The sequence below is a fragment of the Pelotomaculum isophthalicicum JI genome (genome assembly GCF_029478095.1).
GTDB lineage: Bacteria > Bacillota > Desulfotomaculia > Desulfotomaculales > Pelotomaculaceae > Pelotomaculum_D > Pelotomaculum_D isophthalicicum.
In genome coordinates this window covers 56,008-69,694 of record NZ_JAKOAV010000015.1, presented here as the reverse complement: position 1 = coordinate 69,694, position 13,687 = coordinate 56,008, and the positions used below count along the sequence as shown (strand labels likewise).

Below are 13,687 nucleotides of genomic sequence, written 5' to 3'. Positions count from 1 at the left end.
ATTACCTAAATAACATGAGATGATAGAATCATAAAAACTTAGTCATGTCACCCCCTGTCTCATGAAAAATGAAAACCACGAAATACCGCCATTTCTAATGGCGAAATACCTTCGTGGTATACTTAGCTAAAAAAACATCTTCTAAAGAAAGCGACTCCAGTCGCCTGTTATTAACCTTAAATATTCTACGGATTTCGGCAAACTCCTTCTACGGAGGTTAAATTTGTTACAGAAAAAATCGGCTATAAAGTACCCATTGGCATGTGTTTGCCTTGTGATGACCTATCCTTTCATTAGCCAAAGCGGAGGTGATAAAATGGCTTATTCTTCTAGTGAAAAAGTGGCGCTGGTAACAGGTGGAAGTTCAGGTATTGGATTTGCAACGGCAGAAATGCTTCTGCAGGGTGGAGCAAGAGTATTAATTATTGGTAGTAATGAGAATAAGGGGTTAAATGCTTTAGAAAAGCTGAGACAATATAAGAATACTGTTAAATTTAAGGCCATAGATGTCTCAAAGCCATGCGAGTGTAAAAAAGCGATAGAATATGCAGTTGCAGAATTTGGGAGACTTGATATTCTTGTCAACTCCGCCGGCCAATATATTGAAAAACCATTAGTTGATGTCACTGGAGAAGAGTATGACCGCATTATGGACGTTAATGTTAAGGGAACATATTTTATGTGCAAATACGCAGCTTTTGAATTAATTAAATCCGGGGGAGGAGCTATTGTAAATGTTTCCTCTGATGCTGGAATTAACGGAAATTTCTTTTGCTCAACATATTGCGCGTCTAAAGGAGCCGTAACCACATTTACAAAAGCTATAGCTTTAGAACTTATTTCACATAATATCAGAGTAAATTGTGTCTGCCCAGGTGATATATTTACTCCCATGTTTGAGAAACAGCTGGCTAATGTTGTAAACAAGAGCGAGTATATTAAAAGAATAGTTGGCGTTTATCCAATAGGACGCATTGGGAAACCGGAAGAAGTGGCAAAAGTTATTTGTTTTTTAGCTTCAGATGAAGCATCCTTTGTTGTAGGGGCTGTATGGAGTGTCGACGGGGGATTGACGGTTTATTAATACACAACATAACGAGGATATTTTCCGGTATTTTATGTTACATGCCTGGTACAAAGGTTTGTCAGGGTGAAGTGCAATTACTCTGTAACGGTATCCTGAAAAAGGTAGTCGCTGGGGTTTTGGGAAAGGTAGCCGACGGTGCGGGCAAGTTACCGCAGGGTGGCCTGCCTGGTGTCATAGCCCATTATTGTCACCTTTCCGCGATTCGGCTCTCGGACGGAAAATGTCCCGCCAGTAACGGGAACGCGGTCCGCTGCCGAAGGCCCGCGTGTGCATCGTCTCGGCCACCTGTAGGGAATCTTCCAGGGAAGAGACGAGTAGGTGAGCAAGGTTAACGAAGAACTCGCAGTCGAGGAGATAAGGAGTGCGCTTGCTGGTCAAAAAGTGAGCTGATGATATGTCATATGAAAACCATTAAATAAGGGAGGTTATGCGGAATAAGATAGTATTAATTACTGATGCCGCTAGAGGAATCGGTAGGGCTGCCGCGAAGGTGTAATAAACGAACAGAAAACAGAGTTTTCGGGTAATATTTGTTCATTTGCGAATTAATCGTTGACTTGCAAAATTAAATAGTTTATTTTATTAACTATGAACAGGAAACGGAAGATGGTTTAAATCCATCGCGGACGCGCCGCTGTAACCGGTTGTAATCCCGCTTCGACCACTGTTTTTTTAAAATGGGAAGGGCAAAGCACTATGGGGCCGGAAGCCAGAAGACGCCCTGTTCAAGGAGCAGGGCTGTCTCGCGTAACAGACAGGCGTGTGAAAACAACCATAATCGAAGTTTAATGACGTACACTCACCCTTGATGGTGTTTTCATTTGCAAACGCTGTGAAATGACCTGTCCTCGCTCCTTTTTACAAAGAAGAGTAAGAAAGGAGCACAACACCAATGGAAACACATGTATTAGGGTTCCCCCGAATCGGGGTCAATCGAGAACTCAAAACAGCACTGGAGAGATACTGGAAAGGCGCAATTTCCGAAACGGAACTTCTGGCCGTCGGCGATGAATTGAAAAAACGTCACTGGCGGGTTCAACAGGAATCCGGGCTTTCTTTGGTTGCTACCGGAGATTTTTCGTTTTACGATCAAGTTCTCGACACCATTGCAATGCTGGGCGCTATCCCCGAACGATTCGGACGTAATGACGGAAACGGCAACCTGGTAGCTTATTTTCATATGGCACGCGGGAATGTTATTGAAAACACCCCTGCCATGGAGATGACCAAGTGGTTCGATTCCAACTATCATTACATCGTTCCGGAGTTCACTCCCTCCCTATCAATCCATCTAGCGTCAGAAAAAATCATTGAAGAAACGAGGCATGCCATCTCACTTGGATATCGGCCCAAACCAGTTCTCCTTGGCCCAATAACCTTCCTATGTCTTGGCAAGGAGTATGATGGAGCTAAGCGCTGGGATAAGCTGGACGACATAACCACGGTCTACTGCGAAGTGATTCGCAAGCTCGCTCCTCTCTGTGATTGGGTTCAGATCGATGAGCCGATCCTCTGCACGGATCTCCCAGAGGTAGCATCTTCGGTCTTTATCCCTACCTACCAGACCCTCAAAGCGGCGGCGGGATCATCCAAACTACTACTCGCCACATATTTCGGCGAACTGAGGGAAAACCTTAATCTAGCGCTTGAATCGGGATGTGATGGACTCCACATAGATCTGGCGCAGGGAAAAGGCCAACTGAATATGGTATTGGGACAGATTCCGGATACAATGTGGCTTTCGCTAGGAATTGTGGCCGGCCGGAACATCTGGAAAACCGACCTCCGTTCATCCCTCGATCTTCTCCAGTCCGTCGAAAAACGTATCGGAAGAGATCGTCTTATGATCGCCTCCAGCTGTTCCCTGCTGCATGTTCCTGTTGACCTTTCCCATGAAACTGAACTTGATCAGGAAGTGAAGAACTGGTTAGCTTTCGCGGTTCAGAAATGTGATGAGATTAAAATCCTATATGATGTGTTTGCTGGAGACAACCGGGATAGGGAATTGTTGGAAAACTACGAGGCGTTGCAGTCTCACCGAAATAATCCCAAAGTTTACCGTAAAGAAGTTCGCCAGCGGGTTGCTTCTCTTGCCTCTGACATGCTCTACCGGCGTAGTCCATATGCCGATCGCGGGCGAGAACGGGAAAAGTGGCTCAAGTTGCCTCTGTTTCCAACAACGACCATAGGATCCTTCCCACAAACCAGGGAGATTCGATCAACTAGGTTGAAATTCAAGCGTGGCCAGATTGATTCTAAGCAATACGAGGATTTCTTAAAAAGTGAAATCCGCGCTGCGGTCAAACGGCAGGAGAAATTAGGCTTGGATGTTCTGGTTCATGGTGAACCTGAGCGGAACGACATGGTTGAATACTTCGGGCAACAGCTTGATGGATTTTGCTTTACTCGCAACGGTTGGGTTCAGAGCTATGGCAACCGGTGTGTGAAACCCCCTGTCATTATCGGGGATGTCTCCCGTCCTGAACCAATGACTGTGAAGTGGATCACGTACGCCCAGTCTTTGACAGACAAGCCGGTAAAAGGTATGTTGACTGGTCCCGTAACTATTCTATGTTGGAGTTTCGTGCGTGACGACCTCCCCCGGTCCGAGGTCTGCCAACAAATTGCTCTGGCCATTCGCGATGAGGTTCTGGATCTGGAGAAAGCCGGAATATCTATTATTCAGATTGATGAGGCCGCTTTTCGGGAAGGGCTTCCTCTGCGAAAAAACGACCACGATACTTACCTGCGTTGGGCAGTTGATTGTTTCCGCTTGACCGTTTCCGGCGTATCGGACCGCACGCAGATTCACACCCACATGTGTTACAGTGAATTCAACACTATCGTAAATTGGATCGCCGAAATGGACGCTGATGTAATAAGCATAGAGTCTAGTCGCAGCAAAATGGAACTTCTTGAAGCATTCAAAGAGTTTGAGTATCCAAGAGAAATAGGACCCGGAGTTTATGACATTCATAGCCCCCGTATACCAACTGTTGAAGAGATAAAGGATTTATTAAAAGCTGCGCTGCAAGTAATTCCGCCGCATTCCCTGTGGATCAATCCGGATTGCGGGTTGAAAACCAGGGACTGGGTAGAGGCCCTGCCTTCATTGCGCAACTTAATAACAGCAGCCAAGCAACTGAGAACCGAATATTCAAGTGATAACCCTTAAAAGGCACAGTGCTGAATCTTACACTGTCTGATGCTGATAACAATAATTTGGGGTTGGGTTCATTACCTGTAGTGTTATTAATTTTGATTAAAAAAAACTTTTTTGCGGGAGGAATTTTATTGATAACGTAGAATAATCTTAACAACGAATGGCAGAAGTCGTTCTCTTTTTGGAATTTTAGGTAAGGAAAGTACCACGAAGGTATATCACCATATGTAATGGTGTGCTTCGTGGTTTATTTTTTATTAAAGGAGGGTGAAACAGGTTTTAACAAGGTGACATTATTACATGATTAACAAATGCAGAAGATGTTTCTGCCGACATAACCTTTCGGATAAGGTGTATTAATCACTGGCTGTAGCTGGGTCTATTAAAAAGGTTTCTAAGTTTTACAAGATAAATAATTATAAAGGAATACCACGGAGGTTTCCATTCATTCAGAAGTAGGAATATCCGTGGTTTTTTGTATTTAAGTGTTATTAAAAAGGAGTACCGTGTTATCTCTATTACATCTATGGGGGGTGAGCAGGCGGAGATAATAAGCCAAATTAGTCATAAAAACATCGCTTAATGAAGGAGAGGAGAGTATGAAAGATTGCGCCAGTGATGTTGAGAAAAAAGAAATTACTCGCCGTACTTTTCTGAAGATGGCAACCGGCGCCGGACTGCTGGCCGGCTTGACCGGCGCCCTGGCCGGCTGTGCCGATAAGAACCCGGAACATGCCGGCGGCAAGGGCTGGCTGCCGTATCAGTATAACGTTGCGGGCAACTTGCCGGCCCAGGTGCGTGGCCGTGTTCCCATTGACGCGGACAACCCGTCCATTGTGCGGGACGACCGGAAATGCATACTTTGCGGCCAGTGCCTGGAGGTTTGTGAAAATATTGAAAGTGTCTACGGCTATTACAACCTGCCGGTGGTAGACGAAACGATCTGCATCAACTGCGGCCAGTGCTCCATGGCCTGCCCTTCCGGGGCGATCAGCGAGCGCGACGATACACAAAAAGTTTTTGAAGCCCTGGCTGACAAAAACAAATTTGTATTGGTGCAAACTGCGCCTGCCACCAGGGTTGCCTTGGGCGAAGAATTCGGCCTGAAGCCCGGCACGTGGGTGCAGGGGCAGCAGGTGGCGGCCTTGAGAAGGCTCGGCTTCGACGCCGTCCTGGATACTAACTTCACCGCCGACCTGACTATTATGGAAGAAGCCACGGAACTGATCAAAAGGATCAAAGGAGAGGTAAAGAAACCCCTGCCTCAGTTCACTTCGTGTTCACCGGGTTGGATCAAATTCTGCGAATATTTTTATCCCGAACTCATTCCCAATATCTCTTCATGCAAGTCGCCCCAGCAGATGTTCGGCGCGTTGGCCAAGACATACTACGCCAAGGAAAAGGGGATCGACCCGGGAAATATTCTGTCTGTTTCCGTGATGCCTTGCACGGCCAAAAAGTATGAGGCGCAGAGGCCGGAAATGAACGCCAGCGCGGCATACTGGAAGCGCGATAATTTGCGTGATGTGGATGTCGTGCTTACCACCCGGGAGCTTGCCCGGATGATTAAAGAAAAACAGATCGACTTTACTGCCCTGCCCGAGGAGAGTTATGACCAGCTTATGGGTGAAGAAACCGGCGGAGCGGTAATTTTCGGCGCCACCGGAGGAGTCATGGAGGCCGCCGCGCGGACCGCCTACTTCCTTATTACCGGTCAAGAACCCCCCGCTTTATTTTTGAACCTGACGCCCGTGCGCGGCCTTGCCGGGGTTAAGGAAGCGGCGGCGGAAATACCGGGAGTGGGCACGCTCCGTGTTGCTGTGAGCCACGGCATGGCCAACGGCCGAAAAATTCTGGATGCCGTCCGCGAAGGCAGGGCGCCCTGGCACTTTGTTGAATTCATGACCTGTCCGGGAGGGTGCGTCGCCGGCGGCGGGCAGCCCCGCACAGCCGTCCCGCCCACCGACGCCGTACGCGAACAACGCCTTGCCGCGCTCTACAAAGCCGACGCGTCACTGCCCAAGCGCAATAGCCACGAAAACGCAGAGGTGGCGGCGCTCTACCATAATCTCCTGGAACATCCCATGAGTGAACTGGCGGAAGAGTTGCTGCACACAGAGTACCATTCCCGCGCCGACAAGTTGGAACGCCTGTTTGCCAAAGTAGTATAGATGGGAATGTATCTGACTGTTCTTTTTAAATAAGTGGTTAACGAAAGGGTGGTATATATTGACCAGAAATATGGGAGCGCTAGTCGATATCACCAAGTGTATCGGCTGTGAAAGTTGTGTTGTCGCCTGCCGGTTGTACAATGGCCTGGAACCCGGCCAAAATGAAGGGTACAGGACGGCTCAGGACGGCAACACTGAACTGGCGCCGAATAAATGGACTGTGATCCAGAGTCACCGTACCGAAAAGAGCGAAAAACAAATCAGACGTTTTGTAAAACAACAGTGTTTTCACTGCCTGGAGCCGGCCTGCGCTTCTGCCTGTTTTGCCAAGGCCTTGCAGAAAACGCCCGAAGGGCCGGTGGTTTACAATGAAAAACTGTGCGTAGGTTGCCGTTACTGCATGATCGCCTGTCCATTCGGCATATTGAGGTTCGAGTGGGACAAACCTTTTCCCAGAGTGCTCAAGTGCCAGATGTGCCTGGGCCGGTTGGCCGACGGCCAGATGCCTGCCTGCGCCAGCGTATGTCCCACGGGTGCGATTACTTTCGGTGAGAGGGATAAAATGGTCGGAGAAGCGAAAAACCGCCTGACTTCCAACCCCGATCTCTATACCGGCCAAATATATGGGGTAAAGGAAGCGGGCGGCACGTCGTGGCTTTACATTTCTGATGTTCCCTTCGAACAACTCGGCTTTCGGACCAATGTTCCCGAGAAGCCTATTCCCGAATACACCTGGCAGGTGCTCAGGTGGACCCCTTTCATATTCGTCGGATGGGGCGCCCTGCTGACCGGCATGTATTTGTATACCAAGAGGCGCGCCGGAGTGCATGAGGAAGAAGAAATGTACGCTCCTGTTGATGACGACGGGAAATAAAAAAACGTTAAGACCGGAGGTGAGGTTTTCGTGCAAAAGAAGCACTGGACTTTTAGAATTACCGGATTCAGATTGTTATTAATCTTGTTTGTGATAGCCGCGGTCGCTATTTCTTTATACCGTTTTATCTTCGGCCTCGGCTCAGTTACCAACCTGAACGACCAGTGGCCGTGGGGCCTGTGGATCGGCTTCGACCTGCTCTGCGGCATCGCCCTCGCGGGGGGCGGCTTCAGCACGGCGCTGATCGTTCATGTGCTGCATAAGGAAAAGTACCTGCCCATCGCCAGGGCCGCGCTGCTTACTTCATTAATCGGTTATATCATCGCGCTGGTCAGTCTCTTTCTGGACATCGGGCGATGGTACAATTTTTGGCGGCCCTTCTTTTTCTGGGGATACCACTCGGTGCTGTTCGAGGTATTCTGGTGTATCTCTCTCTACACAACTGTGCAAATCCTGGAGTTCGGGGATATTTTCTTTGAGAGGGTGCGTTTCCCATCTCTGAAAAAGATACTTCACGCAACCATGCCTTTCTGGCTGATAATAGGAATTGTACTGCCTACCCTACACCAGTCGTCGCTGGGTTCTCTCTATGTCATCGCTGCAAACAGGTTAAACCCGCTATGGTGGTCGATGATTATACCTTTCTTCTTTGTGTGGTCCGCTTTCTTTCTTGGACCGGCTATGGTTACTATTGAGGGAACGCTGGCGGCCAGGGCTTACCGCCGTGAGCCGGAACTGCCGGTGTTTTCAAGTCTGACTAGTGTCACCATGTGGATGATGATTGTCTACTTTATTGTTAAAGTGATTGACTTGAATTACCGGGGCGTTTTTTCGCAAGCGTTCAACGGTTCCTTTGAAAGCAATATGTTCTTAGTAGAAATGATTGTATTTGTTCTCCTGCCGATCGTCATGTATGCCGTGCCAAGCATCCGCAACAAGCTCTGGGGCGTTTTCACGGCTTCCGTTTTAGTGGTCGCCGGTGTAGTCTTCAACCGGATGAATGTTGTCTTTACCGGCATGGCCCAAAGCGCGGGCGGACATTATTTTCCCACCGACTGGGAAATATTAGTTACTATTGGCATGTGGAGCGCTCTAGTTCTCATTTACTGCTTTGTAGTTGAGAATTTCCCGATTATGCCGAAAGAAAATTTAGTTTCACACGAAAGCAGTATGACTGCCGGACAGAGCGTACACATGTAGAGGTGTCCGGTTTTTTAACCGCAGAGGGCGGGAAAATTAGAAACTTCTAACCTGTCCTCTGCCTGTAATTTTAATTGCTTAAGCTTTAACAGATCTACTGAAAACCAGGGAGGGTGGACGTCATCGGCAAGGCAGTTGTTGACCTCGTGCCTTTTTTTATCGAGGCTTTTGGACTGAAAAAGGAGATTTATCATGATATCGATGTGCTTTATCAGGATAAAAGAGCGGCATATTTCAGGCTGGCTAGCGCTTCGAAGTATTACCGGCATCCTGTGGTCAGAGAAGGGACCACTCAGCAGGAAGAATACGCTAAAAAAACTCTCGGCATACTGATGTACCTGAGAAAGCACAGCGACAGCGAAGTGTGGGATCAGTTCTTCGGCATAATGAAAAAGGGCTGGCCTCACGTTTTTGAGTATATTGATAATAATGACGTGATTTCTTTTGAGTCATTTTTTGCCGATAGAACTGAATGCTTGGGAAACTCCGGCAGCGTGAACGCTGAGACAGCTGTTTTGCTGTGTATGGCAAACCTATGGGGAAAGGAAGTAGAAGCGGACTCCCTGTTTGAGTCCGTCTGCCGTGTGCTGCACGGGAGGCTGATGGTGAGGGAGCGAAACAACCCTGGAGTGTTCTGCCATAAAAATATGGAAATGGCCTTGCTGAAAAATGTCCGTGAATTGATGCGGCAAATCCATAAAAAGTATGGCGAGATAAATACCCTGGATTCAGTATTCCGGCTCGCGGATGAGGAACTGGCCGAGCACGTTTTTTTCTATGAGAGATTATGTGACGCTGAAGGAATGAACATTAGCCGTATTTTCGATGACATCGCCATATCTGCCGCTGACATAGAAGAGATTCTCGGAGCGTATTTATCCGGTTTTCATCACGAGAGTACATCTGAGGCCGCAAAATACCTGGTTTCGGGACTTTTGTTCAGAGGGCTCCTGAAAGCGTATAAGACTGCTAAAGAACATTACTTGCATAGCAGCAAAGACGGGACATATATAGACGCGGAGTTTTATGAAAAAACTGTTGAAGCCGCAATCGGAGAAAGAGAACACTACAAAGCGCAGGCTGAACAATTTAGAAGGCAGGTTGTTGAACTAAGGGAAAATCTGGACAACATGTACTCCAAAAAGATGGCTGAAATGGGAAAGAAAATTAAAGAACTGGAAAACCAGATGCTGGTGGAAAAACAAAAAGAGAAAGAGCTTATAGCGTTGCGCAGTCTGATGTTTTCCCTGAATAATGTAGATGCGCCGGAAGTGCCCGATCTCCAAGAAGAGTCCGTCATGGACGTTATAAAAGTAAAAGTGGCGGTGGCCGGCGGGTTCGAGCGTTGGCAGCGCAAGATGAAAGAGCGGTATCCCCACTTTATATTTATAACGTCGGAAAATTTCGATACCAGATTGCTGGACGGTGTGGGCCACGTGTTCATTTTTGCGAGGCACATAGGACACAAGCTGTATTACCGGGTCATTAATGAAGCGAAAAAAAGAGATATGCCTGTTAGCTATGTCAGCAAGGTTAATGAAGAACTCGCGGTAAAGGAAATGAAGAATGCGCTCGCCGGTCAAAAAGTGAGCTGATGAAATGTCATTGATATTACCATTGAAGAGGTTCTGTAGATGGCTTCGGAACAAGCGTTCTTTAACGAACAAGTTTTAAATATAATATATAATTGACTTGTTATAATTAAATGCATAAAATAGACTAGATTAATTTGGGTGTATACCCATATGTTAACACTATGATCATCTCCTGTATATTATATAGAAACAAAAGGAGTGATATAAATGGGATTCAGTACTGCTGCTGAAGGTTGTGGCACAGGTTGCGGAACTGGTTGGGGTAACTAGGCGTTTATCATTTTCCTGATCTTCATCTTGCCCATCTTCGGTGTAGGTATGTGTGGCTGCGGATGCGGCATTTAAGCTTAAAACCTAAATTGAAGGCTGTGTTTTATAACCATCGGTATTTGCCGGTGGTTATGTTTTGGGTCGAAGCAAGTATTCTGTTAAGCCGTAGCTGACTTGGCAGGCTCAAGACCCGTAAAATATTTCTTGACACATTATCAGGTTTTTTGTATACTGGTTAACAAGTTATATCTGGAAAAGGCTGTGAAGGGGACAAGGAGCTTGTGTGTTGGGCCGCAGAGAGCCGGGGTAGCTGAAAACCGGCGCCTTGAATACGATAGCTTTACATCACCCCGGAGCTGCCGGCTGAAAGGTTGCCAGTAAGCTGAGCCGGGTCAGGCGCCCGTTACAACGCCGTGTCTTGATAGGCACATGAAGGGGCTTCCGCTTTTAGCGGCGGCAAGCAGGGTGGTAACGCGCAAGGTCTTCAACCTCTCGTCCCTGGCATTTTATCCAAGTGCCAGGTGGGGGGTTGTTTTATTTATTAAATATATTTATATTATGTAGAGGGTAGTTTAATTAACAACTCGGGGATTAAAAGACCCTACGGATAAATTCCGTTGCTGGAATTTTATCCAAAGGGCTTTTCTTTAATATACGTTGAGCTTAAATTTTTTATGGAGGAGTTGCTGATGAGCCTGATTATTTATCTTGACGGGGAGTATTTGCCCGAGGAGCGGGCGGTAGTATCTGTTTTTGACCATGGTCTCCTTTACGGCGACGGGGTTTTTGAAGGGATCCGCGCTTATAACGGCAGAGTTTTCAAGCTGCATGACCACTTGGTCCGCCTTTATGAATCTGCCAGGACAATTGGCCTGGACATTCCGCTGACCTTAGAAGAGATGCAGGAGGTTGTTTTGGAAACGTTGCGCCGCAATAACCTGCGCAGCGGCTATATCCGCCTGGTGGTAACCCGCGGCAAGGGCGACCTGGGGCTTGATCCGCTTAAATGCCCGAGGCCCACGGTATTCTGTATCACCGCTTCGATCCGGCTTTACCCTGAAGAATTATATGAAAATGGTTTGAGTCTTATTACTGTTTCCACCCGCCGGAATATTCCTGTCGCGGTGACTCCGCGGGTTAAGTCGTTGAATTACCTGAACAATATTTACGCCAAGATGGAAGCCAACCTGGTCGGTGTGCCTGAGGCGATTATGCTCAACTCGGAAGGATATGTGGCTGAAGCCACGGGGGACAATATATTTATAATTAAAAACGGAGTCCTTGCAACTCCTCCACCTTATATAGGCCTTTTGGAAGGGGTAACCCGAAATGCGGTAATGGATCTGGCCCGCCAGGCCGGTATACCGGTCGAGGAAAAGGTTTTTACCTTGCACGATGTGTACAATGCCGACGAATGTTTCCTGACCGGCACCGCCGCCGAGGTCATTCCCACGGTAAAGGTAGACGGACGTGTCATTGCCGACGGCAAGCCGGGTAAAATCACCTGGGAACTTATTTCCGCGTTCCGTGAACTGACTAAAGTTGACGGCCCGCTGATTTTTCCGGAAGACGCGTCCACCTGCGGTTGCGGCTGTTAAAGACAGACGTGTTAGCCGGCCGTAGACCGGCTATTTTTTTGCAATAAGGAGGGATTGGTTTTGCGTAGCGACGTAATGAAAAAAGGTATTGAAAAAGCTCCCCACCGCTCGCTTTTCAAAGCGCTGGGTTATCTCGATCAGGAATTGGAGTTGCCCCTGATTGGCGTGGTAAACTCATTCAATGAGATTGTGCCCGGGCATATGCATCTGAATGATCTCACGGAAGCGGTGAAAGCCGGCGTGCGCATGGCCGGGGGAACGCCCATTGAATTCCCGTCCATAGCTGTCTGCGACGGTATAGCTATGAACCACACCGGGATGAAATACTCTCTGGCCAGCAGGGAATTGATCGCGGACAGCATTGAAGTAATGGCTGAGGCTCACCCGTTTGACGGGCTGGTGCTGATCCCGAACTGCGATAAAATAATACCGGGCATGCTGATGGCCGCGGCCAGGCTGAATATTCCGGCCATCGTGGTCAGCGGCGGCCCGATGCTGGCCGGCCTGTATCAAGGGCAGAATATATCTCTGAGCAATCTTTTTGAAGCGGTAGGCAAGGTATACGCCGGCAGCATGACTGAGGACGAACTGCACGAAGTGGAAGAAGCGGCCTGTCCCGGCTGTGGTTCATGTTCCGGCATGTTCACGGCAAATTCAATGAACTGTTTGACTGAAGCCCTGGGCATGGCCCTGCCGGGCAACGGTACTGTTCTGGCCGTGTCCGCCGCCCGGCGCCGCCTGGCCAAAATGACCGGCAGGCAAATTGTGAAACTGGTCAAAGAAGGTATTCGCCCATCCGACATTATGACCAAAGATGCTTTCAACAACGGACTGGCGGTAGACATGGCCCTGGGATGTTCCACCAATACGGTGCTTCATCTCCCGGCCATCGCGTCCGAAGCGGGTGTGGAAATGAATCTCGATTATGTCAACATGGTCAGTGAGCGGACGCCGAACTTGTGCAAATTGAGTCCGATGGGTCCATTCTTTATTCAGGATCTGGACGAAGCGGGGGGAATTCCGGCGGTGATGGCCGAACTGTCCAAAAAAGGGCTGATTAACCTGGAGGCCCGGACGGTCTCCGGCACTGTGGGTGATAGAATCAGCGGCCGGGAGGTATCGCGCCGGGATGTCATCCGCAGTGTGGATGACCCGCACAGCCCCAGCGGCGGCATCGCCATCCTGCGCGGCAACCTCGCTCCCGACGGGGCGGTGGTGAAGAAGGCCGGGGTGGCGCCGGAAATGCTTAAACACAGCGGCCCGGCCCGCGTCTTTGATTCCGAGGACGAGGCTACCAAGGCTATTACAGCGCGAAAAATAAGCAAGGGCGACGTAATCGTCATTCGTTATGAAGGTCCCAGGGGCGGGCCGGGGATGCGGGAAATGCTTACCCCGACCGCTACTGTCGCCGGCTTGGGAATGGATAAAGACGTGGCTTTATTGACCGACGGCCGCTTTTCGGGAGCGACCCGGGGCGCTTCAATCGGCCATATCTCACCGGAAGCGGCCGAGGGCGGCCCGATGGCTATTCTCAAAGACGGAGATATAATTGAAATCGATATTCCGAATAACTCCCTGAACGTAGCACTGAGCGAAGTGGAAATCTCCGCCCGGCTGAAAGATTGGCAGCCGCCGGAACCAAGGGTTAAAAAGGGCTACCTGGCACGTTACGCCCGCCATGTAACCTCAGCCAGCACAGGGGCGATCATCAGGGAAGAATAATGGAGGT

8 protein-coding genes and 1 riboswitch are annotated in these 13,687 nt (G+C 48.7%); all 8 genes read left to right on the top strand.

What is annotated here, in order from left to right; translation table 11 throughout:
• Positions 1–316: 316 nt before the first annotated feature.
• The 8 genes from L7E55_RS09305 to ilvD all read left to right on the top strand — a co-directional run bounded on the left by L7E55_RS09305 (position 317) and on the right by ilvD (position 13,680).
• Complete coding sequence (locus tag L7E55_RS09305) at positions 317–1,084, top strand: SDR family NAD(P)-dependent oxidoreductase (RefSeq protein WP_277443878.1); 768 nt, start codon at positions 317–319, stop codon at positions 1,082–1,084.
• Positions 1,085–1,642: 558 nt separating this feature from the next.
• Positions 1,643–1,825, top strand: a riboswitch (cobalamin riboswitch).
• 154 nt (positions 1,826–1,979) lie between these two features.
• Positions 1,980–4,262, top strand: coding sequence for a 5-methyltetrahydropteroyltriglutamate--homocysteine S-methyltransferase (metE, locus tag L7E55_RS09300; protein ID WP_277443877.1), 2,283 nt, complete (start codon positions 1,980–1,982; stop codon positions 4,260–4,262).
• A 587-nt stretch (positions 4,263–4,849) separates the two neighbouring features.
• Complete coding sequence (locus L7E55_RS09295; RefSeq protein WP_277443876.1) at positions 4,850–6,421, top strand: [FeFe] hydrogenase, group A; 1,572 nt, start codon at positions 4,850–4,852, stop codon at positions 6,419–6,421.
• Positions 6,422–6,491: 70 nt separating this feature from the next.
• Positions 6,492–7,295 carry a 4Fe-4S dicluster domain-containing protein gene (locus L7E55_RS09290; RefSeq protein WP_277443899.1) on the top strand — a complete coding sequence of 268 codons (804 nt, stop codon included), beginning with the start codon at positions 6,492–6,494 and terminating at the stop codon, positions 7,293–7,295.
• Positions 7,296–7,325: 30 nt separating this feature from the next.
• Positions 7,326–8,495: an NrfD/PsrC family molybdoenzyme membrane anchor subunit gene (gene nrfD, locus L7E55_RS09285; protein WP_277443875.1), complete on the top strand. Its 1,170-nt coding sequence runs from the start codon at positions 7,326–7,328 to the stop codon at positions 8,493–8,495.
• Positions 8,496–8,608: 113 nt separating this feature from the next.
• Positions 8,609–10,090, top strand: a complete 1,482-nt coding sequence (locus L7E55_RS09280; RefSeq protein ID WP_277443874.1) for a hypothetical protein — start codon at positions 8,609–8,611, stop codon at positions 10,088–10,090.
• A gap of 959 nt (positions 10,091–11,049) precedes the next feature.
• A complete protein-coding gene (gene ilvE / locus L7E55_RS09275) occupies positions 11,050–11,958 on the top strand; it encodes a branched-chain-amino-acid transaminase (protein ID WP_277443872.1) in 909 nt (302 codons plus the stop codon).
• 60 nt (positions 11,959–12,018) lie between these two features.
• Entirely contained in the window at positions 12,019–13,680 is a 1,662-nt protein-coding gene (ilvD, locus tag L7E55_RS09270; RefSeq protein ID WP_277443871.1) for a dihydroxy-acid dehydratase, read from the top strand.
• Positions 13,681–13,687: the final 7 nt, after the last annotated feature.